22 protein-coding genes and 1 tRNA gene are annotated in these 24,215 nt (G+C 39.4%); 8 read left to right on the forward strand and 15 right to left on the reverse strand.

All coding sequences use genetic code 11. The features are described from left to right. Positions 1-9: 9 nt before the first annotated feature. The 6 genes from F3G91_RS02965 to F3G91_RS02990 form a co-directional block, all read right to left on the reverse strand. Entirely contained in the window at positions 10-870 is an 861-nt protein-coding gene (locus tag F3G91_RS02965; RefSeq protein ID WP_009294185.1) for a septal ring lytic transglycosylase RlpA family protein, read from the reverse strand. Further along, positions 857-2,068, reverse strand: a complete 1,212-nt coding sequence (locus F3G91_RS02970; protein ID WP_021092790.1) for a lytic transglycosylase domain-containing protein — start codon at positions 2,066-2,068, stop codon at positions 857-859. Before F3G91_RS02970 ends, F3G91_RS02965 begins: the two co-directional genes overlap by 14 nt. Before the next feature lie 65 nt (positions 2,069-2,133). Further along, positions 2,134-2,919 carry a TatD family hydrolase gene (locus F3G91_RS02975; RefSeq protein WP_149700637.1) on the reverse strand — a complete coding sequence of 262 codons (786 nt, stop codon included), beginning with the start codon at positions 2,917-2,919 and terminating at the stop codon, positions 2,134-2,136. Beyond that, positions 2,916-4,172, reverse strand: a complete 1,257-nt coding sequence (locus tag F3G91_RS02980) for a diguanylate cyclase (RefSeq protein ID WP_149700638.1) — start codon at positions 4,170-4,172, stop codon at positions 2,916-2,918. The genes F3G91_RS02975 and F3G91_RS02980 overlap by 4 nt, the downstream gene beginning before the upstream one ends. A gap of 88 nt (positions 4,173-4,260) precedes the next feature. Then, a complete protein-coding gene (locus F3G91_RS02985; protein ID WP_188116789.1) occupies positions 4,261-5,781 on the reverse strand; it encodes an AAA family ATPase in 1,521 nt (506 codons plus the stop codon). Then, positions 5,774-6,649 carry an NAD(+) kinase gene (locus F3G91_RS02990; protein ID WP_149700639.1) on the reverse strand — a complete coding sequence of 292 codons (876 nt, stop codon included), beginning with the start codon at positions 6,647-6,649 and terminating at the stop codon, positions 5,774-5,776. Before F3G91_RS02990 ends, F3G91_RS02985 begins: the two co-directional genes overlap by 8 nt. A gap of 92 nt (positions 6,650-6,741) precedes the next feature. On the opposite strand from F3G91_RS02990, the gene aspS reads away from it, so the two are divergent. The 5 genes from aspS (at position 6,742) to F3G91_RS03015 (ending at position 10,560) form a co-directional block, all read left to right on the forward strand. Beyond that, on the forward strand, positions 6,742-8,499 hold the full coding sequence (gene aspS / locus F3G91_RS02995) for an aspartate--tRNA ligase (protein ID WP_149700640.1): 1,758 nt from the start codon (positions 6,742-6,744) through the stop codon (positions 8,497-8,499). Between the two features lie 256 nt (positions 8,500-8,755). Beyond that, on the forward strand, positions 8,756-9,325 hold the full coding sequence (locus F3G91_RS03000) for an adenylate kinase (RefSeq protein WP_012140087.1): 570 nt from the start codon (positions 8,756-8,758) through the stop codon (positions 9,323-9,325). 106 nt (positions 9,326-9,431) lie between these two features. Continuing rightward, a complete protein-coding gene (locus tag F3G91_RS03005; RefSeq protein ID WP_012140088.1) occupies positions 9,432-9,770 on the forward strand; it encodes a NirD/YgiW/YdeI family stress tolerance protein in 339 nt (112 codons plus the stop codon). A 69-nt stretch (positions 9,771-9,839) separates the two neighbouring features. Beyond that, the gene (ppa, locus tag F3G91_RS03010; protein WP_012140089.1) at positions 9,840-10,358 is read left to right on the forward strand and encodes an inorganic diphosphatase; all 519 of its coding nucleotides are present in this window, start codon (positions 9,840-9,842) and stop codon (positions 10,356-10,358) included. 125 nt (positions 10,359-10,483) lie between these two features. Then, a tRNA-Ile gene (locus tag F3G91_RS03015) sits at positions 10,484-10,560 on the forward strand. A 117-nt stretch (positions 10,561-10,677) separates the two neighbouring features. On the opposite strand, the gene F3G91_RS03020 is transcribed toward F3G91_RS03015, so the two are convergent. Genes F3G91_RS03020 through F3G91_RS03045 form a run of 7 tightly spaced genes read right to left on the reverse strand, consistent with a single transcriptional unit; the run spans position 10,678 to position 18,900 of the window. Next, complete coding sequence (locus F3G91_RS03020) at positions 10,678-11,337, reverse strand: M48 family metallopeptidase (protein ID WP_149700641.1); 660 nt, start codon at positions 11,335-11,337, stop codon at positions 10,678-10,680. Then, positions 11,330-14,398, reverse strand: a complete 3,069-nt coding sequence (locus tag F3G91_RS03025) for a type I restriction endonuclease subunit R (protein WP_149700642.1) — start codon at positions 14,396-14,398, stop codon at positions 11,330-11,332. Before F3G91_RS03025 ends, F3G91_RS03020 begins: the two co-directional genes overlap by 8 nt. 17 nt (positions 14,399-14,415) lie before the next feature. Then, positions 14,416-15,393 carry an HAD family hydrolase gene (locus F3G91_RS10400; RefSeq protein WP_223227802.1) on the reverse strand — a complete coding sequence of 326 codons (978 nt, stop codon included), beginning with the start codon at positions 15,391-15,393 and terminating at the stop codon, positions 14,416-14,418. Beyond that, entirely contained in the window at positions 15,347-15,685 is a 339-nt protein-coding gene (locus tag F3G91_RS10405; RefSeq protein WP_223227803.1) for a hypothetical protein, read from the reverse strand. The genes F3G91_RS10400 and F3G91_RS10405 overlap by 47 nt, the downstream gene beginning before the upstream one ends. Continuing rightward, a complete protein-coding gene (locus tag F3G91_RS03035; RefSeq protein WP_149700643.1) occupies positions 15,661-16,827 on the reverse strand; it encodes a restriction endonuclease subunit S in 1,167 nt (388 codons plus the stop codon). The genes F3G91_RS10405 and F3G91_RS03035 overlap by 25 nt, the downstream gene beginning before the upstream one ends. Further along, on the reverse strand, positions 16,824-18,314 hold the full coding sequence (locus tag F3G91_RS03040; RefSeq protein ID WP_149700644.1) for a type I restriction-modification system subunit M: 1,491 nt from the start codon (positions 18,312-18,314) through the stop codon (positions 16,824-16,826). The genes F3G91_RS03035 and F3G91_RS03040 overlap by 4 nt, the downstream gene beginning before the upstream one ends. 1 nt (position 18,315) lies before the next feature. Beyond that, complete coding sequence (locus F3G91_RS03045) at positions 18,316-18,900, reverse strand: restriction endonuclease subunit S (protein WP_149700645.1); 585 nt, start codon at positions 18,898-18,900, stop codon at positions 18,316-18,318. Between the two features lie 372 nt (positions 18,901-19,272). Between F3G91_RS03045 and F3G91_RS03050 the strand changes: the two genes are divergently transcribed. Genes F3G91_RS03050 through nifB form a run of 3 tightly spaced genes read left to right on the forward strand, consistent with a single transcriptional unit; the run spans position 19,273 to position 21,764 of the window. Beyond that, complete coding sequence (locus F3G91_RS03050) at positions 19,273-20,133, forward strand: substrate-binding domain-containing protein (protein ID WP_149700646.1); 861 nt, start codon at positions 19,273-19,275, stop codon at positions 20,131-20,133. Further along, entirely contained in the window at positions 20,126-20,959 is an 834-nt protein-coding gene (locus tag F3G91_RS03055; protein WP_149700647.1) for a 4Fe-4S binding protein, read from the forward strand. The genes F3G91_RS03050 and F3G91_RS03055 overlap by 8 nt, the downstream gene beginning before the upstream one ends. Continuing rightward, positions 20,937-21,764, forward strand: coding sequence for a nitrogenase cofactor biosynthesis protein NifB (gene nifB, locus F3G91_RS03060; protein WP_149700648.1), 828 nt, complete (start codon positions 20,937-20,939; stop codon positions 21,762-21,764). Before F3G91_RS03055 ends, nifB begins: the two co-directional genes overlap by 23 nt. A gap of 430 nt (positions 21,765-22,194) precedes the next feature. Here nifB and F3G91_RS03065 read toward each other — a convergent pair whose 3' ends face one another. Together F3G91_RS03065 and F3G91_RS03070 are read right to left on the reverse strand one after the other, a co-directional pair. Further along, positions 22,195-23,544, reverse strand: a complete 1,350-nt coding sequence (locus tag F3G91_RS03065; protein ID WP_149700649.1) for a HAMP domain-containing sensor histidine kinase — start codon at positions 23,542-23,544, stop codon at positions 22,195-22,197. Continuing rightward, positions 23,528-24,187 (reverse strand): response regulator transcription factor, encoded by a 660-nt coding sequence (locus F3G91_RS03070; RefSeq protein WP_149700650.1) that lies wholly within the window; start codon positions 24,185-24,187, stop codon positions 23,528-23,530. The genes F3G91_RS03065 and F3G91_RS03070 overlap by 17 nt, the downstream gene beginning before the upstream one ends. Positions 24,188-24,215 lie beyond the last annotated feature (28 nt).

Below are 24,215 nucleotides of genomic sequence, written 5' to 3' on the forward strand. Positions count from 1 at the left end.
TCTCACGCCCTAACCTCTTACTATAAATGCGCCTTGGAATTTACCGCTTCTTGCGTAATCCCTAGCCTCGTCCTCGCTTCTAAAGCCATTTAAAAATACCCTATAAATGGTTGAGCCATCTATCGTAAATGTCTTAACGACTGATCTATAACCATCTATGCTTTTATGCTCTCTTTGGTATCTGTTTGCGCCTTCAAGGTTTTTAAACGAGCCAATTTGTACCATAAAATCTCCACCCACAACGCGTTGCTCTGATGAGATCACGATACCGCCAACTGGGGCCGTTGGAGAGACTGGATTTGGCACTTTTATGCCAGTGCTTGTTGGTTTTGTTGGTTGTGCGCTAGCGGTTGTAACAGCGTTAATGTCTTCATTAAAGCCGATAACCTCCATACTAACTGGAGCTGTACCAGTGCCGATGACATCGAGCTTCATCGCAGCTGCTTTTGAAAGGTCAAGCACCCTGTCAGCCACAAAAGGTCCTCTATCATTTACACGCACGATGACGCTTTTTTGATTTCTTAAATTTGTTACTTTAAGTATTGTATTCATCGGCAAAGTCTTATGCGCCGCAGTCATATTATACATATTATAAACTTCGCCATTAGATGTTGTTTTGCCGTGAAAATTTGGACCATACCAACTTGCCGTTCCGCTGGCTTTATCGCCGACACTTACGACTGTCGGATAGTATGTTTTGCCATTTATCGTGTATGGTCTCATTGTTGCTTTTTGAACTGAGGCGGAGTTGTTGCCTCTTACATTAGTTGGGCCACTTGGAGTAAATGGAGCCCCGCTCCAAGAACAACCAGTGATTAGAAGTGTAAAACTTAGTCCTAAGTAGAAATTTAGGCTCTTACGGTATGACAATATTTGCTCCGACATTTAAATTTGAACTAGCCAAAGAATTTGCATCTTTTATATCTTTTTCGCTTACATTAAATTTCTTTGATAAAGATGCGATTGTATCGCCTGTTTGAACTACGTAGTTGTGAGATTTATTTTGAGTAGAAAAAGGGATTATTAGTTTTTGATTATAACTTACTGCGTTTGTGCTAAGCTCGTTGTAGTCCTTGATCGCTCTGTGACTAACGCCTGTCTTTTTAGAGATAGAAAGCAAGGTCTCGCCTTTTTTGACAGTGTATGCGTAGAAGTTATTTTTGCCATTAAATGGTTTGAAATTATCTGAGAAAAGTTGCTTTTTATTTTCAGGGATATAAACGTAATAATCTTTTAAAGTTGGAGGAGTAAATACAAATTTTAAATGTGGGTTATTACTTTTCATTTTTTTTGTGCTAAGACCGATGCTATCGCCTATCTGAGCTAAATTTGTACCGCCAGGCACTTTTACTTTCGTAAGTCTTAATCCGCCATTTATGTTTAGCAAAGATGACTCTTTAGATATCAAAAAGTCCGCATCTTTTGCTATATATGCTGCTCTTAAAATTTTAATGATGAAATTTCTAGTCTCAGCTGGGAGGTATTTTTTCTCAGCGTCAAGAAGTGTGACAAGATCGTCTGTACCAGCTTTTTGTATAGCTTTTTTTAGCGCACCATCGCCGCAGTTATATGCCATTGCTGCCAAGTACCATTTGCCAAATTGATTTTTAAGTGATCTTAGATAGTTTGTAGCTGCGACAGTTGATTCAACCGGATCTTTTCTCTCATCGGTGTATTGACCTACTTTTAGGCCGTGAATTCTTGCTGTTTGCTCCATAAACTGCCACATACCAGTAGCTTTAGCGTTTGAAACAGTGTGATTTGAAAAGCCTGACTCTATCATCGCTAGATAGAAAAACGACTCAGGCACGCCTGATTTTTTGATCTGCTCTTTAATCATTGGTATATACATATAGCCATTTTTCAAGGCATCTGTAAATGTTCTTACCTGTGAGTTTTGTATGCCTTGTCTCATCTTTGCATAGTGAGAAGTTTTCATAAAGCTAGCATCGATGTCTAGCTCCTTTAAAATTTTAACCTGAGTGTCATAAGAGCTCTTCTCAGGGGCGTTTGCTAGTAGCAAGGTGCTACATGCAAATAATAAAAATATCTTAAGCATTGCTTTCATTTCTATCCTTTTTCGTGTCAAAGCTTAATGATGCTAGCATCTTAAGCAAGCACAATGCCCAAAATTTAGGCAAAGCACTTAAATAACCTTTTGGCATTATTTGAAGTCGTTTTGCAAACTACTTCAAATTCAAGGTTTAAAATTTCAGCTATCTTTTTAGCAACAAATGTCGTAAACGCCGGCTCATTTCTCTTACCACGATTTGGTTCTGGCGTGAGATAAGGGGCGTCAGTCTCTATCAATACCCTATCAAAAGGAATTTTTGGCAGAATTTCAACTAAATTCTTAGCGTTTTTAAATGTCAAAACGCCACCTATGCCAAAGTAAAAATTCCCAAATTTACAAAGCTCCAAAAGAAGTGGCGAAGCATTATAACAATGCAAAACCGCTCCAGCTTCAAGCTTTGGCGCATACTCTTTTAAGATGTTAAAAGAGTCCTCATTAGCCTCTCTGATGTGGAGGATAACGGGTTTTTTTAACTCAACTGCCAAATCAAGTTGAGCTAAAAAAACACGTTTTTGATCAGCTTTTTCTCTTAGCTTTTCATCTTCATCTTTTGGCAAGCGGTAGTAGTCAAGCCCACATTCGCCGATAGCCACGCACTTTTTGTCTTTGGCAAATTCTCTTAAAGTCTCTATATTAAAATTTTCTTTATCATAGGGATGAACCCCAACGGCAAAGAAAATATCATTTTTTTCGTGCGCTATTTTAGCCGCTTTTGGTAAATCATTAATATCAGCTCCAGGGATAATAAAGCCTTTTAGCCCTAAATTTCTGGCTTCAGATAAAATTTGCTCTAGGTCAAAATCATAAACTTTACTATCCAAATGACAATGCGTATCTATAATCATAAAGCTATTTCTACCCTATTTCTGCCATTTTCTTTTGCGACATAAAGCGCTGAGTCACAAGCTTCGAGCATATCATCTATCTCGCAGTGACCTTTTCCAAAAGATATGCCGATAGAGACGGTCACTCTTACGATCTTATCTTTTATAATTACCTCATTTTCAGCCACTTTTGCTCTTAAATTTACAAAAAATTTAATTGCCTCCTCTTTTGCTATCTTTTTAAGAACGACACAAAATTCCTCACCACCAAACCTAGCGACTACATCTCTTCCTTTTGTGTTGTCAGTCAGTATCTTTGCGAGTGATTTTAGTATCTTGTCACCACCATCATGTCCGTATGTGTCATTTATCTTTTTAAAGTGATCTATATCAAGCATAGCAAATGCATAAGGCTCATCAAGCTCTTCAGCCGCTTGGACGTACTCTTCTATATCTTGATAAAAAAATCTTCTATTGTAAGCGCCAGTCAAAAAGTCGCGGTTGGCAAAATTTGCTATCTTATTTATATTTTCCATCGCCTCAATGGTGTTATTTACACGGCAAATGAGCTCTTCTTTTGAAAATGGCTTTGCTATAAAGTCGCTAGCTCCATTTTTTAAAAATATCGAAGCATCAGTCTTTTCGCTAGGCGAGGTCATGACGATCACGCCAAGGTGGTTTTTATCTTTCTCTTTTCTAACCTCTTTTAAGACTTCTAAACCATCTTTGACAGGCATTCTATAGTCAGTTATGATTAAATTTATATCAGGATTATCAGCAAAATAGCTCATCGCCTCTTCGCCGTGAGCTGCTGCTAGGACCTTAAACTGAAGACTAGTTAAGATTTTTTTTATCATATTTCTAAAAGGCAGCGAGTCCTCAACGACAAGGACTTTGTATTGTCTATTTTTGCTTAGTCTATTTATCATTTGAAAGATATAGTTGATATCATCCATGTTGCCTTTATAGACGTAATCAACTATATCTTTGTTTATAAAAAATTCTTTCGTCTTATCATCGATGCTGCCAGTTAAAACGATAGCACAGAGCCCTTGTGCAAGGACGTAATCAACGATCTCACCATTTGGTGCGTCGGGCAAATTTAGATCCAAGATAGTCATAAAATAATCTTTGCCGTGCTCGCTAATAAGCATCTTGGCTTCGGCAAAATCATACGCAACGTCGATCGCCATATCCTCAATGCTCTTTTCCATCTGCATGACGATTAGCTTAGCAAGTGCCTTATTATCATCAACTACTAGAATTCTTTCCATATTATTCCTGCGATTTTTTATTAAACTAGCTCGGATTTTAACAAATAAACCTAATCACAAAGCTTAAATTTAAAACTTAAATTTCAAGCTATTTTAAAAGTCCTTTTGCAAAATTTATCGCCTCTTCGCTGATATGCTCGCCACTTATCATACGTGCAAGCTCATTTACACGCTCCTCTTTGTCAAGCTCTCTTACGACTGAGCTCTCACCGTCGCGCTCTACTAAAAAGTGCGAATTTGCCTTTGAGCTAAGCTGTGGCTGGTGAGAAATGGCAAAAATTTGATAAAAATTTGCAAGCTTAAGCAAGACATTTGCGATGCTCATCGCCTCTTTTCCGCTTAAATTTGCATCTATTTCGTCTAAAATGATGACATCACCGCCCGTTTTTGTGATCTCACTAGAGGCAGCTATAAAGGCTAGCCTTAGGCGGTTTAGCTCGCCTGAGCTTAAATTTTTAAGCGAGGTCTCGTTTAAATTTAGAAAAATTTCATCAAGACCCAAGATATCAAGCTTTTTGCCCCCGATCCTTAGCGTGATATCTGGCATATAAAGCTCTTTTAGGTATAAATTTATCATCGCTTCAAGCTCTTTTAAATTTACGCTCCTTGCCTTGCTTAAAGTGCTGGCTAGCTCATTTGCCTTTTTGCTTAAAATTTCAAATTTCTTCTCTAGCTCACTCTTTTCAAAGCTTAAATTTTCATATCTAGCAAGTTCTTTTTCCTTTTTATCAAGCGCCTCTAGCGCCTCCTCCTCGCTGCCATAGCGCCTAATGATGGCATTAAGAGCTTCTATCCTATCAAGCACGCTCTCCACGTCGATATCGTCAAGCTCCTCCATATTTAGGCTATCTCTTGCGACCCTTAGTTCATTCATCGCATCTTCAAAAAAGCCATTATCAAGGTCGCTGATGCTTAGCGCCTCATTTACGCTGTGCTCTAGCTCAAATATCCGCTCAGCTCTAGCCCACGCCTCATTTATCTTATCTTTTTTACTAAGCCTTTTTTTAGTCTCCATAAGCTCTTCAAACTCGCCTTTTTTAGGCCCAACGCTTCTTATCTTCTCGATCTCAAAGCTGGCAAGCTCCTTTAGCTCCTCGACCTTTTTCTCTTCCTCTTTTATAATGGCTAGCTCTTTTGAAATTTTAGAAAATTCTAAAAACGCCTCTTCAAATTCCTGCTTTATCTCTTTAAATTTCTCATTTTTTGAAATTTCTAGCCTATCAAGCAAATTTAGAAATTTCTCATTTTCAAATTCATTTGCCTCTTTTGCCGAGAGATATTTGATGTGCTCGCGCGCCACTTGGGCTAAATTTCTCTTTGAGATGGCTTGTTGGTTTATAAAATACCTCGTGCTCTTATCTTTTAAAAGCTTGAAAATATTGACCTCTTCGTTTTCTATGCCAAACTCATCAAGCTCAAATTTGTGTTCTACGTCAGCTTCTATTAGCCTTGCTTCGCTATCTTTTAGCCCAAAAACAGCCATTATAGCGCTCATCAGCACCGACTTACCAGCGCCGCTAACACCCGTAAATACGCTAAGACCCTCTTTGAAATTTAGCTCGACATTTTTAAAATTTAGATAATCCTTAATCAAAATTCGATCAATCATTATAACCCCAGTGAAGTTTCTCTTTTAAAATTTGAAAATAATCCCTGCCGATGTGGCGTATTAGCCTAGCTTTTTTGTCGCTCAGACTCATGCTGACGGCTGAAATTTTACTCATATCAAAGCGGTCTTGGCCGTCTATAACTAAAATGGCGTCGCTATTTGTTCTAAATTTAACCGTGTGATTTTTGGTAAGCACGACTGGACGCTGCGTGAGCGAGTGCGAGCAGATGGGAGTTAGCGCAAAGACCTCGCTTAGCGGATATATAATCGGGCCATTTGCGCTCATATTATATGCCGTGGTACCAGCAGGTGTCGCCACTATGACACCGTCTCCAAAATATGAGTTAAAATACTTTTCATTTAAAAGTGCCTCGATATGCGTCATCGAGCCGCCATTTTTACTAACGATGACCGCGTCGTTAAATGCTATCTTTTGCTCAGTTTTGCCATCATTTTTATGAAGCGTCACATCAAGCATAAAAGGCGTTTCTACCTCAAATTTATCATCAAAAAAGTCTTTAAAAAACTTCTCACTCTCATTTATCGTGATATCCGTTAAAAAGCCTAGCCTACCAGCGTGTATGCCTAGGATTAGCGGCGAGATGTGAGCTAGCTTTCTGCAAGTTGAAATGATCGTGCCATCGCCACCAAGCGTAATAAGAAATTCGCACTCTTTGGCTAGTTTTATCAGCTCAAAGCCACTTTTTTCTACCTGCTTTGCACAGCTTTTTTCAAGCAAAATTTCTGCGTTATACTTTTTTAAAATTTTTTCTAGCTTTGCTAAATCCTGCTTAAATAATGGATAATCTTTCGCGATAAGTCCCACTTTTTTGGCGTCTGTGGTATTAAATTTTTGTTCATTTTTCATAGAAATGATTGTAACATATTTTATTTTAACAAAGCTTTTCAAAAGAAAAAAGCGATTATAATTGCCTAAAAAACATTGCAAAGGAGCATTTTATGCGAAGTCATTATTGCACCGATCTTAGCAAAGCTGATATCGGCAAAGAAGTAATACTTTGTGGCTGGGCAAACACATATAGAGACCACGGCGGCGTTGTTTTCATCGACTTAAGAGACGTTAGCGGGCTTATACAATTAGTTTGTGACCCTGCTGACAGCAAAGAAGCACACGACGTGGCTGCAAAAGTAAGAGATGAATATGTCTTAAAAGCAAAAGGAAAAGTAAGAGCTAGGGGCGAAGGACTAACCAATCCAAAGTTAAAAACTGGCGAGATAGAGGTGATAGTAAGCGAGCTCATCATCGAAAATCCAAGCGAGCCACTACCATTTATGATAGGCGATGAGAGCGTAAATGAGGACATCAGGCTAAAATACCGCTTTTTAGACCTTAGAAGCGAGCGTTTGCAAAATATCTTTAAAATGCGTTCTCGCGCAGCGATCGCAGCTAGAAACAGCCTAGATAAAATGGGCTTTATCGAGTTTGAAACTCCAGTTTTAACACGCGCAACTCCAGAAGGTGCGAGAGACTACCTAGTGCCAAGCCGCGTGTATCCAGGCCAATTTTACGCGCTCCCGCAAAGCCCACAGCTATTTAAACAGCTTTTAATGTGTTCTGGCTTTGATAAGTATTTTCAGATAGCAAAATGCTTCCGCGACGAGGACTTAAGGGCTGATCGCCAACCAGAATTTACTCAAATAGATATCGAAATGAGCTTTGTCGAGCAAGAAGATATCATAAATATGGCTGAAACGATGCTAAAAGATATCTTTAAAGCCTGCGGACACGACATCAAAACGCCATTTAGACGCATGAGCTATAAAGAGGCGACCGAGACTTACGGCTCAGACAAGCCCGATCTTAGATATGATCTAAAAATGATCGACGTGATCGATATTTTCGAGCGCTCAAGCAATGAAATTTTTAGCGGGATCGCAAAAGATAAGAAGAAAAACCGCATAAAAGCGCTAAAAGTGCCAAATGGCGACAACATCTTTAGTAAGCGCGAGATGAATAGATTTGAGGAATTTGTACGTAAATTTGGTGCTCAAGGCCTTGGCTACTTCCAGATGAAAGAAGATGGTTTAAAAGGCCCGCTTTGCAAATTTTTTGAGCAAAGCGATCTTGACGAGATAGTCTCAAGATGTGAGCTAAAAGTTGGCGACGTCGTATTCTTTGGTGCTGGCAAGAAAAAAATCGTGCTTGATTATATGGGACGATTTAGAATTTTCCTAGCTGAGCAAATGGGCATCATCGATCAAAATAAGCTTGAGTTTTTATGGGTGCTTGACTTCCCAATGTTTGAGCAAAATGACGATGGCAGCTACTCTGCGATGCACCATCCATTTACTATGCCAAAAAATATAGACGAGCCTGATCTTGAAGATATCCTCTCTATCGCTCACGACGTCGTGCTAAACGGCTTTGAGCTTGGCGGCGGAAGCATAAGAATTCACAAAAACGACATCCAACAAAAAGTCTTTAAGCTTCTTGGCATAGATGAAGCCGAGCAGCGTGAGAAATTTGGCTTCTTGCTTGATGCCTTGACATTTGGTGCGCCTCCACATGGTGGTATCGCGATCGGCTTTGACAGATTAAATATGCTTGTAAATAAAGCAAGCTCGATCCGCGACGTCATAGCCTTCCCTAAAACGCAGCGCGCTCAGTGCCCACTCACAAAGGCACCAAGCTACGCTAGCAACGAACAACTTAGGGAGCTAGGACTAAGGATAAGAGAAAAAGAGCAAAAGGCTTAAAATTTGCCTTTAAAAAGAGATGGAATTTTGTCTTTAGATATTTTTCTTAGACAAATTCCCATCCTAAAATTTAAATTTATAAAAAAGATGCCTCCGACTTGGCGGCTAATTAAATCAAAACTTGCCTAAGTAGTTTAAGATGATTTTTGTGGTTGCGACGTAAAATTTTGCGCAGATAGAACACTTAGTTCATCAAGCTAAATTTTACTAGCTCCGCAAAAAGCGCTCAAAAGACAAAGGCAATAAAAGGGAAAAAATGAAGAATTTATTTTTAATCATAGGCGCTCCGGGCAGCGGCAAAACAACAGACGCATCACTCATCGCACAGCATGATGAGAAATTTGCACACTTTTCAACTGGCGATCTTTTAAGAGCTGAAGTAGCTAGCGGTAGCGAGCTTGGCAAACTAATAGACGGATTTATCTCAAAAGGAAATTTAGTCCCACTTGACGTTGTTGTAAATGCGATCGTCTCAGCTATCAAAAGCTCGAATAAATCAAACATCATAATCGACGGCTATCCAAGAAGCGTTGAGCAAATGACTGAGCTTGACAAAGTCTTAAGCGAGCAAGATGAAATTTCTCTAAAAGGCGTCATCGAAGTGGATGTTAGCGAGGACGTGGCAAGGGCTAGAGTGCTTGGCCGTGCAAGAGGCGCTGACGATAATAACGAAGTCTTTAACAACCGCATGAAAGTCTATCTTGATCCGATCAAACCTATCCGCAAATTTTACAGCGAAAAAGAGCTGCTTCACGTAGTAAATGGCGAGCGCGGCATAGACGAGATCGTAGCTGACATCAAAAATTTACTAGCTAAACTTATATAATTTACAGACCTTGCATCAAAAAGGTGCAAGGTTTTAAAACTTACCATTTATTAACACCAAAAATGTAATATCCTTTAAATTTAACAATCAACCCAAAAGGATAAAAATGAAAAAAATCTTCATCGCTTCACTGGCTGCTAGCATCGCAATGGCTGGAGGCTTTGTCTCAAATCATAAAAGCGAAAATGTTATAAGCGTAAAAGAGGCTTTAAAACTAAATGATGACGCAAAAGTCATGCTTGAGGGCAAGATAAAGTCACACATCAAATCAGACAAATATGAATTTGCCGATAAAAATGGCGATACTATCGTTGTTGAGATTGACAATAACAAGTGGGGCAATGTAACAGCTAACGAAGATACACTTTTAAGAATAAGAGGCGAAGTGGATAAAGACCTTACAAAAACGAAGATCGACATAGATGGCGTAGAGGTTGTAAGGTAGTTAAATTTACGAGTATTTAATGCAAAAAATACTAAAATCACGAAAATTTCTAACACAAAGGACGAATATATGGACGTTTCAAAGATCAAATTTGGCTCAAACCCAGATAAAATCAATGCCGTAATCGAAATACCTTATGGCTCAAATATCAAATACGAGATCGACAAAGATAGCGGTGCAGTCGTAGTTGATCGCGTGCTTTACTCAGCGATGTTCTACCCAGCAAACTACGGCTTTGTGCCAAACACACTTGCAGCCGACGGCGATCCGGCTGATATTTTGGTGCTAAACGAGTATCCACTCCAAGCTGGTAGCGTCATCCCTTGCCGTTTGATAGGCGTTTTAGTAATGGAGGATGAAGCAGGTATGGATGAGAAGCTTTTGGCTGTGCCAGTTACAAAGATCGATCCAAGATACGAGGCGATAAAAAGCTACGAAGACTTGCCAACTGCGACACTAAATAAGATCAAAAATTTCTTTGAAACTTATAAAATTCTCGAGCCAAACAAATGGGTCAAAGTAAAAGAATTTAAAGATGCAAACGCTGCAAAAGAGATTTTAGACACTGCGATAAAAAATTATAAATAATTTATAAGCCCTATTTTAGGGCTTTTTCTTTTTTAAATTTTGTTCGTTTTATACACCATATTAAAAAGGCTATTTTTATATTTAGATAAGCTTTTTCTTGTATAATACGATTTTCTTTCAACTGTGGGTTCATAGCTCAGTTGGTTAGAGCATCCGGCTCATAACCGGATGGTCCCAGGTTCGAGTCCTGGTGAACCCACCACCTACTTCACCAACATCATAAGATCAAGATTTCACCATTTTTTCTTTAAATTTTAAAATATTTTTCAAAATTGAAAAATGTAAAAATTTTAAATATTCCAAAATATAAGCCAAATTTTTAAGTTCTCTCTAAAATTTCCTTGCGCTTTTGCCAATCAGGCATGTAAATGCTTAGATAATCATAAAATTTCTTTGAGTGGTTTGGATACAGTAAGTGAACTAGCTCATGAAATACCACATACTCGATACACGCCTTTGGCTTTTTGATAAGCTCTATGTTTAAATTTATATATGATTTATATGAATTGCAGCTCCCCCATCTTGTTTTCATCTGCCTTATTTTTACATTTTTGATATCTTGTTTTACTATCTTATTAAACTCTTGCAAGATGTTAAAAAAATATAGCATCGCCTTTTCATGATACCACTCATAAACTAAATTTTCTTTTCGCTTTAGGTCGCTTTTATCTTTAACAAATAGTTCCAGGTATCCCCTTTGAAGCTTTACGCGCTCCTCTTTAGACTGCACGACTTTAAGCCTATAACTTCGCCCAAGATACTTAAAATCCTCGCCGCTTACATACTCTTTTTTCGGCGTCTTAAACGAAGCAAAAAACGCGCGCTTTTGCGCTATCCACTTGGCTCTTTTTTCTATGATAAATTTTATATGCTCATCGCTTGCCGTTTTTGGCGCGGTTAGGATAGCTTCGCCATTTGGTCTAACTTTTAAAGTGATATTTTTTACGTCTTTTCGGACGATTTTTACGCCTTCAAGCATAAAAACTTATCCCTATGCCTCGGATAGTTTGGTAAATTTTCTCCTTCTCATCAATAGAAACGCCGTATTCGTCCTCGACATCCCAAAGAGCATCCTCCATCTGGCTTGTTATCTCGTTTTCTACATCTTTATTTTTGTGCCATTCTGGTTTTTTAGAGGCTTTTTCATAAATTTCATAAAATTTCAAGCTCAAATTTTTAGCGACCGTCTCAACATCCATAAGCCCCACATCGCCTAAAATATCAAGCAAATTATCATAAATGGCAAACAAAATTTCCTTGCCGTTAAATTCTTTTGGATATCTATCTTCATTTGGTTTTAAAGCGCCAGTTATGAGGTCTTTTAGCTGTTTTACTTTGGCAAGTTTTTCTTCCTCACTTAGCCTTTTTGCTTTATACTCGTCGATGATGTCTTGTATCTGCTGCGCTATTGATTTATAAAACGCTGGATTTGAGTCCATTTTCTCTTTTACCACCGCGCTTACGGCGCTGATGATAGTATCAGCCTTTGCGTTTTTGCCCTCAACTCTTTGCACCTCATCGTCAAATTCTGTCTCAAAGATATTTACGAGCTTCGTAAGCTCATTGACCCCTTGTGCATTTACGTAAGTATCGAGCAGCTTTTGCATCTGCGCTTCATATTTTCCAAAGTCGCAAGCCTCGTGATACCTTAGTTGCACCGCCTTTCTTAGCTCGTTATAAAATTTAACCCTTTGCTTATAAGCTTTGATCTCCTCTTCGCTTAAGATATCAGAAATTTTCTCGCTTGAAAGCGCTAGTTTAAACGCCCTAGCAAACTGTGATAGCCACTCTTTAAAGTCGTCTCGTTTTTGCACGTCCTCTAAAACCGCCACGTAGCTCTCCAGATCATCTTTAAATTTCACACTGCTAAAAAGATCATCCAGATGAGTATAGTAAGTCTTAGCCTTTATGATCTCGCTTCTTACGTCTATCACAGCTCCAGTTATATCTTCTGGATCAAAGCCGCTTAGCGACGCATAGCTAGTAAGCGCCTGATCAAGCTCGCCCAAAAGCCCTCTATAATCAATAATGTAGCCATAATCTTTTCCGTCATAAAGCCTATTTACTCTAGCTATAGCTTGGAGCAAATTATGCTCTTTTAGCTGTTTATCTATATAAAGCGTGCTTGCTCTTGGCGCGTCAAATCCAGTTAAAAGTTTATCCACGACGATAAGCAGGTCTATCTCGTCGCCGTAAATAAATTCATCCTTCACATGTTTTAGATACTCTTTCTCGCTGCCGTAGCCCCTTATAGTATCTTGCCACGCCTTTGCGACATACTCTTTATGCCCGCCCTCAAGCTCCTCGTGCTCATTACTTGATATCACATAGGCACTTTTTATCTCTCCAAATTCTTCAAATATCTCATGATATTTTATAGCGTCATATTTTCTTTGCGTTGCCAGCATCGCTTTAAAGCCACTTTCTTTCAAAGTCTTTTTAATGTGCTCATTTATATCCACAGCTATTAGCTCTAGCCTTTGCTCGCTTGATGCTACACGCTCAAACCTCGCCCACTTTTGCTGCAAGTCCCTTTTTGCTTCATCGCCAAGCTCTCTTGATATGAGGTCAAATTTCCTAGTTAGCCCCTCAGGGTCTAGCACCTCTTGACCCACATATCGCCCTTCATAAAGTAGCGGCAAGACAGCTCCGTCTTTTACCGCATCATCTATCGTATATCTATGTATTTCTCCGCCAAATTTCGCAAAGCTGTTTTTCTCGCGCTTTAAAAGTGGAGTGCCCGTAAATCCTATATAACAAGCAAGAGGCAACGCCTTTTTCATAGCCTTATGAAGATCGCCGCCTTGCGTGCGGTGGCTCTCATCCACTAGCACAAATATATCGCCATCTCTTATCACTACCTTTTGGTTTTTCACCTTTTCAAATTTATGCACGAGCGTAGTTATCACGCTAACGCCACTTTGTAGCTTTTCTATCAGATCGCTTCCGCTACTTGCTCGTCCTGCTTTTACGTCCGTGTTTTTAAACGTTTCGTGTATCTGCTCATCTAGGTCTATCCTATCGGTTACGACGATGATCTTTGAGTTTGGATAAATTTGCTTTAAAAGCTTCGTTAGCATTACCATCGTGAGCGATTTACCGCTTCCTTGCGTATGCCAGATGAGTCCGCCTGCTCTTGCTCCGTCTTTTACCATCGATACTCTCTTTAGCGTCTCTTCGATAGCAAAAAACTGCTGATAGCGGCAAACCTTTTTCATCTTTTGATCAAACAGTATATAGTGCCTAACTAGCCTTAGCAGCCTATCTTTAGATAGTAGCGCAAAGAGCGTAGTATCAAGCGTGCTTATCTTTCTATCTTTTATAGCGCTTTCTAGGTTCTCATTTACGCCGTCCTGCTCTTTCCACACGCTATAAAATTTAAACGGCGTTCCAGTAGTGCCATATCTTGCCCCGCTTCCATTTGCTGCGATGGTTAGCTGGATGTATTTAAAAAGATGCGCTATCTCATCTTTGCCCTGCTCTTTTTCAAGCTGTTTTATGCCGTTTTCAAAGCTCACGCTTGATTTTTTAAGCTCGATCACGACTATTGGTATGCCGTTTATAAAAAGCACAAGATCAGGCCTTCTGTGCTTTTGTGCGTCACTCTGGCTTACTCTGCTTACTTCAAATTCTTCAGTCACGTAAAAGTCGTTGTTTTGTAAATTTTCAAAGTCTATAAATTTAAAAGAGAAGCTCCTTTTTGTCCCACCTTCTAAATTTTCCTCCAAACTGGTGCCAAGTAAGAGTAAATTTGTGATCCTTTCGTTTGCGACCATTAGCCCTTCGTTTAAAGATACCCCAGCTAGCTCATCGACCGCTTTTAAAACGTTACTTTGGCTAAATTTATACCTCTTGCCCTTATACTCGTAGCCGTTTATCTCACCAAGCTTTTGGGTTAAAATTTCCCTAAACAAAACCTCGCTAGTTTTACCACCACGAAGCTTTAAATTTTCCTCTCTGCTTATAAATTTATAGCCTAAGCTTTGAAGTAAATTTATGCTATTTTGCTGGATCTTATATTCTGAAGTATCTGGTGTCATTTGGTATCCTTATTTGGCTAACTTCTCTTTAAAGATTTTTTTACAATTTCATTATTATCGTATTTATTAGTATTACTAATATCATTCAATAAAAACCTCAATGCCTCTTTAGTCTCTTCATCTATCTCATCTTTTTTAAAGCGTATAACAGAGAAAAAATCATCATCTAACTTATCAAAATTCTTCTCCAGTAAATCTGCAGTATGCTCTTTTTTATTTTGACTTAGTTTCGCTATCTTAGCTGTCCCAATATAATTTCCATTATCCCATATATAAAACGAGGTTTGATATCCGTGGTCATCCCATGAATATTTTTTTAAATATATTTTATTCGCCTTGTTAGTATCTTCTAATTTAAATCCTTCCGTTTTAAGAACACTTAAATAATATTGTTTATCTCTTACTTGATTATTGGATTTTTGTATGTTTATTTCTGCAGTATTTTGCTTATTATATATTTGCAATTTTCCATTTGTTAAGTTTAAACTAATTCTATCTATCGTAGATTTTATAATAGCATCTATCTCCGATCCGTCAGTATAGTCAGCTTTAGCGATATAATTAACTCTATTTTGCTCCAAAAGAGTTTTGGCAGTCTCTTTATTTTCATCATAAACAGCAATTGAAGTTCCACCATTAGTTTTTAGTAACTTCATAGCTGGAACATCGGTTTCTCCATCACCTATATATATCATATTCTCAAATAAAATACGTCTTTCATTCTCTGGTATATATTTATTAATTAGTTTATTGTCCCAAGCGTTAAGAATTCCTTTGCTTATCCTGTATAAATATTGAGTTTTTGTCGTATAGTTAATTGCCAAAGCTGGCCAAGTCGGTTTGCCGTATTCATCATACATAAATGATGACGCATAAATATTTTTAAATTTATTCGCTATAGTCGTTCCATCGATCATTTCTTTGGTGCCTGATGATACTATATAATGCTCAATCGATATCCCCCTTTTGTGCAGCATAATCATTAATCCTTTCAAAAAACTCTTCCACACCGTTAAAGTATTTAACAGTTTTACCGTGTTTGCTAAGCTCCTCTCTTGTAATTTTTGCACCAGCACCATCTGCTTTCTTCACAATCAAATACATGTATGACAATATCTCATCCATATTGTTTTCTTCAGATAGTTCCTTTACGTTGTTCCAAAAATCTTCTTTTTTTATATATAGTGTTGTTGGTATAAAAGAATTTTCTTGTATATTGCCTCTTGCTAGTGTTCCGTCAAAATCATATGCGATTGCCATTATTACATTGCTTTTTTCACATAACATGTTCTCATTTCTCCTTTTAGTAGTTTTTGCATCAAGCCTTGTTTTTGTTTTTTCAAATTTTCTAGCTTTAAATTTAGTAAATTTATCTCATCATCGCAAGCCATTAAAACCTCTGCGATTTTTTGTTGTTCAGTAATGTCTGGAAAAGAAATTTTAAATTTTGAAAACAATGCCTTTGATATTATTAAAGTAGCCGTAATTCCAGCTAATTTTTTAAGTTTTTCTTTTTCAAATTCCAAAAGATAATACAAAAAATCAACATTAAAATTTTGATTTGGAATTAATGCATTTATTTGCTGATTACACGAACCTTTTACCTTTAAAACAGCATTTTTACCAATGCTCGCTATGCAAGTTACAAGCAAAGAATTTGCGGGTAACTCTCTAATAGCCTTTAATCCATCTTGTGTAATACTTCGCTCTCCGATAAAAATATCTTTTTTATCGCCAATATCAGTTGGCGTTATCCAAGCAACTTCACCATTCCAAAATTTTTCATTTGTTGTGCTAGGCGTACTAACTGTTATAATCTCGCCTACATTACTAAGTGTTGTAGTATGCCAGTTAATTTTGGCTGTGAGTAAATTTTGCATAAGAGCTTTTTTAAACTGCTTTTTGCTTTCTATCAAATTTATAGTCAAATTTATAGCCTCATCCCAAGTAGATAAAATTTCCGCTATCTTTTTTTGCTCAGGTTCAAGCGGTATAAAAAATGGCATTTCAGACATATATTCCCAGTCTGCACGCGGCATTTTTGTCCCAGATGTTTTATTTGCGATTTGATTAAATTTATCCGACTGAACCAAATAAAATAAAAAGTCGTTAGTGACTTTTTTGCCTTGTAATACCCAAATTTCAGACGAACAAACTCCATCAAATTTAGCTTGACAAAATTTTTGTAAATACGGACGAAGTTTCCCGTATAAAATTTGACCTGTTTTAAATTCGTTTTTTATGCTTTTTTGCTCGCTAGAACTTATAAAACCTAAAATTTGACCTGTTTTTTGAGATAAATGCTCAAGCTCAATACACTTTTTGACTTCGCTATTTTTGGTTGGATCAAATTTGGACGATGATATTTTACAAATTTCGCCTAGTTCGTATTTACTCCATCCGCTTGGTAAATTTTTAAATTCGCTCATAGCCCAAGCTCCGCAAGATACTCGCTCATCTTGCTTTGAACGCTTTTTAGCTCGGCTTCTAAGTGTGAAATCTCAGCCTTTGTAGCCTCGATATCTACAGGCTCTTCTTCTTCAAAGGTATCGACGTAGCGAGGGATGTTTAGGTTGTAGTCGTTCTCTTTTATCTCGCTAAGGCTTGCTAGGTGGGAGTATTTTTCTATCACGCTTTTGTTTTTGTAGGTAGCGACTATCTTTTTGATATTTTGCTCGGTTAGCGAGTTTTGGTTTTTGCCTTTTTCAAATTCTTTGCTAGCGTCGATAAATAGCACATCTTCGTTTGCACGGTTTTTCTTAAAAACGAGTATGCAAGCAGGGATGCTCGTGCCATAAAATAAATTTGCCGGTAGTCCGATGACGGCGTCTAGTAAATTTTCTTCGATTAGTTTTTGGCGGATCTTGCCCTCATTTGCCCCGCGAAATAGCACTCCATGCGGAAGCACGACGCCCATTTTGCCGTTATTGTTTAGACTTTTTATCATGTGCACGACAAATGCGTAGTCGCCCTTGCTCTTTGGCGGCAAAGCGTAGTTAGCAAATCTCATAAAAGGATCGTTCCCAGCAAAGTCAGCGCCCCATTTATCTAGGCTAAAGGGTGGATTTGCCACGACTATATCAAATGTCTTTATAAGATTGTCTTGTAGATGAAGCGGGTTTCTGATCGTGTCGCCCCACTCGATCACGGCGTCATTTATCTCATGCAAAAACATATTCATCTTGCAAAGTGCGTGAGTTTGTCCGTTTTTCTCCTGTCCGTAAAGGCGGAAATTTTTGCTGCCGACCTCTTTTGAAGCCTTGATAAGAAGCGAGCCAGAGCCGCAAGTAGGATCGTAGATCATATCGCCATCTTTTGGCTCAACCAGCTTTGCAAGAAGCGTCGAAACCTCGCTTGGTGTGTAAAACTCTCCGCCTTTTTTGCCAGCGTCACTTGCAAAATGAGCTATAAGATACTCGTATGCATCGCCTATTATGTCGTTGCCTTCAAGCATAGAGGGGCGAAGATCTAGCCTAGCGTCGCTAAAGTCCTCAAGTAAATTTTTCAAGATAGCGTTTCTCTCTTTTGTGTCACCAAGCTTGTTTTTGTTATTAAAGTCGATGCTTCTAAAGATGCCTTCGAGCTTATCTTTGTTGTCCTCTTCGATCTTTTCTAGCGTTTTGTTCATTATCTCGCCTAAATTTGCAGCCTCTTTGTGCGCTAAAAGATACTCAAATGTGCAACTCTCATCAAGCTTAAATTTCTCTTTCTTTAGCTTTGCTTCGATCCTCTCGCTCTTCTCGCCGTATTCAGCTCTTAGCAACTCAAGCTTTTCTTTATAAAAATCAGATAGGTACTTGACGAAAAGCATCGTTAAAACATAGTCTTTATAGTCGCTTCCGTCCATTGTGCCGCGAAATGTGTCGCAAGCCTTCCAAACTACGTTATTTATGGTATCTTGTGTGGTCTTTTGCATCCTAGTTCTCCTCTTTTATTAAATTTTCAAATATGCTTTTGTGGTATCTTTGCTTTTGGGCTGCTAAATTTTGTAAAATTTCGCTCTCTTGGCGAGCTAAATTTAGGTATTTTACTATCTTGTCTTGAGTTTGCAAATTTACAAGCGGTATTTTTAGATTATTTATACTTGCAACGCCTATCATCGCTATTGTAGTGCCTGAAACATCTGGCGCAAGGGCTCTTTTAACGGCGCTGCTGTTTAGATAATGAGCCACAAAATGCGGATCAAATTTAGCACTTTTAACCCTTATGCGAACCATCAAAGATGTATAGATAAGATCATCATAATCCTTGTCTATATAAACGGCAAAATTTGGCTCTCTAAGCCGCAGTAAAATATCGCCACGGCTCACTTTATACTCATCGCTTATTTTTTCGCTTGATATGAACTCATCGGCAAATGTGTCATCAAAGAGTGCACTTTCGTTAAAGGACTTTAGCGAGACTACTTTATAGAGAAATTTCTCATCTACGTTTTTATCTGCTTTTTTGCGGATTAAAACTAGACCAGTTTTTATCTCAGATACGTCGCCTATTTTTATCATTTTAAGATGCCCCTTTCTGTATTATTTTAAAAATAATACTAATGATTTTATGAGTGAAGTATAACAAAAAAAGTAAAAATAGCAATATATTTTTTATATTATTTCTAAAATAATACATCAAATTGTCGGCTAAAATTTTAATCATTTTTTAGACATTAAATTTACAATATAAATTTTTATCTTATTAAAATTATCTCGCTTTTTAAACTTACTTTTGGTTATAATTACACCAAATTTGGTCGCAGTTGCGATTTACATTTGCATAAATTTACCTTCAACTACCATTTTTGCAAATTTCAAAAGTCAAATTTCACAAGTTTCGCGTGCCGAAAATATCAAATTTACATTTCTTAAATCCCAAAAGGAGATTTCGTGGAATTAAAACAAACCGGTATATCACGCCGTGGCTTTTTAAAAGGTGCTTTAGCCACAGCGGCTATTGCCACGCCGCAAACGATGCTGGCTGGCTTTACGCCATTTAAGTCTGACTCGCTTCAGGTTTGGTCGTGTGGAGGCCTATCTGAAGCTTTTAACGAGCTAAATGCCATTTACGAGTCAAGAACAGGACACAACATCCAATACACTGGCGCTTTTGCTGGCGCTCTTGGCAAGTCGCTTTTAGCACTTCAAAGCACGACCGAGCTCTTTGGAGCAAGGGTTTTAGAGCTTTCTAAAAAACTTCGCAAAGCTGGTCTTAGCCTCCACTTTAGACCACTATGCTTTACTGACTACGTCCTAGTCGTGCCAAAAGGCAATCCAGCAGGCATTCGCGACTTAAAGGACCTTGCAGAACCAGGTGTTAGAGTGATGCTGCCTCTTAGATCATCACCCCCTGGCAGTGGCCCAGTCAAAGGGATCTTAAAAAACTCAAACCTAACTGATGCGGTGATGAAAAACATGGTCGCAAATGGATCATGCGTCATAAATATGATGTGCGAGCTAGTTGATGGCAAGGGCGATGCTTCGATCATCGAAAAGCGCCTAACAACGCACGATAGGTTTAAAGACAAGATCGAGTGTATGCCCATCGATGAAAAGCTCATCCCGCCTGGACCACTCACTTTTACGCTAAATATAATGAAATATGTAAAAGATGAAAGGCTAGCAAATGACTTTGCAGACTTTGTTTGCGGCACTGAGGGTCAAGAAATTTTTGAAAAACATGGCTTTACCTCCATTTATTCAGCGCGTGGGCTAGAGCTTATAGAAAGGTTTGGTGTAAAAGATGTGTAGTAGCTGTAATAGCGCATGCTCTAATAGTAGTGCATGCGGCAATGTAAATTTAAAAAAGAAAAGCAAAAACTCTCCCACAACAAAGATAAGACGCCTAGTACAGCTCATCTTTATAGCAGGCATCGGACAATGGGCGTATTACGGCATTTTTAGATGCCCTTTTGTAGTGCCTTTTGTAAATTGCCAAAACTGCCCTATCATCACCTGTTGGGGGCGGATCACGTCGCTGTTTTTTGGATTTTGGCTATTTATCCCAGCGCTAGTCATCCTCTTTGGCAGGGCATTTTGCGGTTGGGTCTGTCCAGCTGGCTTTGTCAATCAAATGCTTGGTAAATTTGCCTTTTTCAAGCTAAAAATTCGCAGCAAAAAGCTAATATTCGCTCAAATAGGCATGCTAATTGCCATAGCAATCAGCCTTTGGGTCTATTTCGTCTGGGGCAATCCACGCATGATGATACCTATAAGAACGAGCGATGAGTACCTAACTGCCGTTACTTTGTCACTTCGCTTTGGCGAATGGGAGTGGGTCACACGCACGGCGATCATCATCTCAGTCATGCTAGCCTCGCTAATCATAGCCAACCTTTGGTGCCGTTTTGTCTGCCCATCAGGTGGCGTGCTTGAAATTTTGCGTAAATTTTCGATCTTTCGCGTCTATAAAACAAGTGCTTGTGATGACTGCGACGCATGCTTGCGTAAGTGCGAAATGGGGACAAGACCTGATGAGATAAACTGCACAAACTGCGGAGACTGCCTAAATGTCTGCCATGCAAATGCCATTAAATTTGGAAGGAAAAGAGCTAATGATCTTTCGCACCAAAGCTGATCTAGATAACCACCCATGCTTTAACAAAAAGGCCTCCGCTAGCTACGGACGCGTGCATCTGCCAGTAGCACCTCACTGCAACATCCAGTGCAACTTCTGCAACCGCATATATGACTGCGCTAATGAAAATCGCCCTGGCGTAACGGCAAAGGTGCAAACGCCAGATGAATCGGTGAAATTTCTAGAAAAGCTCTTTAAATTTAGACAAGACATCTCAGTCATCGGCATCGCTGGACCTGGCGATCCGATGTGCGACGCTGACAAGACGCTAGCGACCTTTAAAAAGTGTAAGTCCCACTTCCCAAATGCCCTGCTCTGCCTCTCGACTAATGGCTTAGCGCTGCCTGAGCACATTGATGAGATCGTGCGTCTTGGCGTGAGCCACGTGACAGTGACTGTTAATGCCGTGACGCCAGATGTTGGCTCGAAGGTCTATTCGTGGGTGAGGTATGAGGATAAAAACTACTACGGCGAAGAGGCTGCTAGGATACTGCTAGCGCGCCAGGACGAGGGCATCCGCAAGCTAAAAGAGGCTGGCATGCTAGTAAAGATAAACACCGTAGTCATCCCCGGGGTCAATATGGACCACGTCCAAAGCATCTCGTCAAAGGCAAAGCAGTGGGGAGCTGACATAATGAACTGCATGGCGATGATACCGGTGCATGACACCCCTTTTGAAAATTTAAAATCCCCTTCAACCGATGAGATCCACCGCATACGAAGATCGATAGCTAGCGATATAGACCAGATGACGCACTGCAGTAGGTGCCGCGCTGATGCGTGCGGGAAGCTTGGTGAAAGATAACGATAAAAGACACTAAATTTAGTGTCTTTTTGCATTTTGTTTTTTGTTTTTTGCTCGCGTGGTTCGTGGCTTACAGCATGCGTGCCTTGCAGCTCATGGCTCTTGGCTAAATTTTGTAAAATTTGTTAGATATCAAAGTTATAAAAAGACATAGAAAAGTGCGGTTAATTCGTAATTAAAGTGAGTTTTGCTCTAAAGCAAGGTGGCGAAAATTTCTTTACATTACTTTGCAAAACATCTTTTATAAACTCTTTTTAAACTCTTTAAATTGGCTTTAAATCAGACATCTTAATACTTTGCTCAATATTCATCTATCTTATAGCCTTGATAGTTTTGTGCTTGTGAATAGATGCCGTTTTGTGTGAAATTTAAATTCGCTCTTATATTTGTTTTACTCTTGCGTAAATTTTGTCTAGCAAACTGCTTAAATTTATGCTTCTTTTGAATTTACAAGTTCAAATTCAGCCAAAAATTCGCTTCCAGCTCCTGCTTCGCTTTTTACGCCAAGCTTTGCGCCATGAATTTTAGCGATATTTGCAGCGATAGCAAGACCAAGGCCGCTACCTCTGTTTTGGCTTTTGTTTCTTGAGCTTTCAACTTGGTAAAATTTATTCCAGATTAGCTCGCTATCTTTTTTTGAGATGCCTAAGCCATCGTCTTTTACAGACAAAAGTGCGTGCGTTTTCGACACGCTTAAATTTAGCTCGATCTTAGCCATTGCAAATTTAAGAGCGTTGCTTAAAAAGTTATCCACCAGCCTTGATATCATCAGCTCATCGCCGAGGATTACGGCATCTGGTGCTACCACGCAGCTAAATTTTAGCCCCTTTGCACTTGCTAGCTTTTCATAGTCGGTAGCTAAATTTTGCAAGATAGTGCTTAAATTTATGCGCTTTAGCTCCAAATTTCTGCCAGCTTCTAGCCTTGAGAGCTCCAAAATTTGATCTATCAGCGAGGTTATCTTTCTTGACTGCCTAGAGATGACCTCCAGCGATTCCTTGGCCTCGCCTAAATTTTGCGCATAGCTCGCAGCATAGTCGCTCTCAGCCATGATGACAGATAGCGGCGTTCGTAGCTCGTGCGAGACGTCTGAGGTGAGCTGTTTTTCGTTTTGATAGACCTTTTCAAGGGAGTCAAGCATCTGATTAAAAACGCTTGCAAGCGCGTGTAGCTCGTCTTTGCCAGCAGGTAGGTCTATGCGCTTTGAAAAGTCCCGGCTGCTACCTATCTCAAGCGCAGTTTTTGACATCGTGGCGACTGGTTTCATCGCGTTTTTTATCGTTTTATAGCCACCGTAAAGCACAAAGAGAAACAAAACCGGCACAAAAACGCCAAGTGCTAGTAAAAATAGCCCTTCTTTTTTGAAAAATTTCTCCGCATTTATCACGCCTCTGACCCAGACTTCTTTGCCTTTAGCTGCGATATCGTAGTAGTAAAAGCGGTTTTCGCTTTCTTCATAAAGCTGCACCGCACCGCTGTTCATTTTAAGTGAAATTTGAAAGTGTTTTGGTGCTAGACCACCGACTACATCGCCTTTTGCGTTATATTTTATAAAAAATATCCCATCATCGTATGGCTCAAACTCATCCATATTGTTGGCTATTTTGGTGACTGATTTGGCTAGCTTTTTTTGGCTCACGTCCTCAAAAACCTCATCCGCCACGACCGCCGAGATGACAATGAGAGCCGCCACGATAACGATGATAAAAAACGAGTACCAAAGCGTTACGCGCGCGGTTATCGGGATGTTTGCAAGCGCTTGTTTAATCCTTAACAACATAGCCAAGCCCTCTTTTAGTCTGGATCGCCTCGCACTCGCCAAGCTTTTTTCTTATGTTTTTTATAAGCACGTCGATGACGTTTGAGCCGCCCGTGTAGTCAAAGTCCCAGACGTGCTCTTTGATCTGGTCGCGAGTTAAAATTCTGCCCTTGTTTAGCATCAAAAACTCTAAAATTTCATACTCTTTGCCGGTGAGCTCTACCCGCTCGCCGCTAAATTCGACTGACTTTTTAGAAAGGTCGATCTTTAGCTCGCCTGCGTAAATTTCATTAACCACGTTACCACTGTTTCGGCGTATGAGCGTACGCACCCTAGCTAGCAGCTCCTTAAAGTCAAATGGCTTGACCAAGTAGTCATCCGCACCCGCGTCAAGCCCCTTTACAACGTCATCCACATCGTCCTTTGCCGTTAGTATCAGCACAGGGGTCGCTAGCTTTGCGGCGCGCGATCTTTGCAAAAATGTAAGTCCGTCCATCACCGGCATCATCAGATCAAGCACGATAAGATCGTAGTGCGCGACGGCGGTAAAGTCCATCGCTTCCTCGCCGTTAAACGCGCTATCGACGCTATATCCGTTTTTCTTTAGGTGCCTTGTGATGACGCTATTTAGGTCCATTTCGTCCTCGACGACTAAAATTTTCATCCCTGCCTTACCTGCCTCGCTTGGTTTT

Origin of the sequence: Campylobacter concisus (assembly GCF_902460715.1) — a bacterium.
Lineage (GTDB): Bacteria > Campylobacterota > Campylobacteria > Campylobacterales > Campylobacteraceae > Campylobacter_A > Campylobacter_A concisus_AK.

Coding starts and splice junctions, on each gene's coding strand:
- F3G91_RS02990 (WP_149700639.1), bottom strand. CDS start 6,649: ATGAAAAATGAACAAAAATTTAATACCACAGACGCCAAAAAAGTGGGA.
- F3G91_RS02970 (WP_021092790.1), bottom strand. CDS start 2,068: ATGAAAGCAATGCTTAAGATATTTTTATTATTTGCATGTAGCACCTTG.
- F3G91_RS03070 (WP_149700650.1), bottom strand. CDS start 24,187: ATGAAAATTTTAGTCGTCGAGGACGAAATGGACCTAAATAGCGTCATC.
- F3G91_RS03035 (WP_149700643.1), bottom strand. CDS start 16,827: ATGAGCGAATTTAAAAATTTACCAAGCGGATGGAGTAAATACGAACTA.
- F3G91_RS02985 (WP_188116789.1), bottom strand. CDS start 5,781: ATGATTGATCGAATTTTGATTAAGGATTATCTAAATTTTAAAAATGTC.
- F3G91_RS03065 (WP_149700649.1), bottom strand. CDS start 23,544: ATGTTGTTAAGGATTAAACAAGCGCTTGCAAACATCCCGATAACCGCG.
- ppa (WP_012140089.1), top strand. CDS start 9,840: ATGGACGTTTCAAAGATCAAATTTGGCTCAAACCCAGATAAAATCAAT.
- F3G91_RS03005 (WP_012140088.1), top strand. CDS start 9,432: ATGAAAAAAATCTTCATCGCTTCACTGGCTGCTAGCATCGCAATGGCT.
- F3G91_RS03025 (WP_149700642.1), bottom strand. CDS start 14,398: ATGACACCAGATACTTCAGAATATAAGATCCAGCAAAATAGCATAAAT.
- F3G91_RS02980 (WP_149700638.1), bottom strand. CDS start 4,172: ATGGAAAGAATTCTAGTAGTTGATGATAATAAGGCACTTGCTAAGCTA.
- F3G91_RS03055 (WP_149700647.1), top strand. CDS start 20,126: ATGTGTAGTAGCTGTAATAGCGCATGCTCTAATAGTAGTGCATGCGGC.
- F3G91_RS03045 (WP_149700645.1), bottom strand. CDS start 18,900: ATGATAAAAATAGGCGACGTATCTGAGATAAAAACTGGTCTAGTTTTA.
- F3G91_RS10405 (WP_223227803.1), bottom strand. CDS start 15,685: ATGTTATGTGAAAAAAGCAATGTAATAATGGCAATCGCATATGATTTT.
- F3G91_RS02975 (WP_149700637.1), bottom strand. CDS start 2,919: ATGATTATAGATACGCATTGTCATTTGGATAGTAAAGTTTATGATTTT.
- F3G91_RS03040 (WP_149700644.1), bottom strand. CDS start 18,314: ATGCAAAAGACCACACAAGATACCATAAATAACGTAGTTTGGAAGGCT.
- aspS (WP_149700640.1), top strand. CDS start 6,742: ATGCGAAGTCATTATTGCACCGATCTTAGCAAAGCTGATATCGGCAAA.
- F3G91_RS03000 (WP_012140087.1), top strand. CDS start 8,756: ATGAAGAATTTATTTTTAATCATAGGCGCTCCGGGCAGCGGCAAAACA.
- nifB (WP_149700648.1), top strand. CDS start 20,937: ATGATCTTTCGCACCAAAGCTGATCTAGATAACCACCCATGCTTTAAC.
- F3G91_RS03020 (WP_149700641.1), bottom strand. CDS start 11,337: ATGCTTGAAGGCGTAAAAATCGTCCGAAAAGACGTAAAAAATATCACT.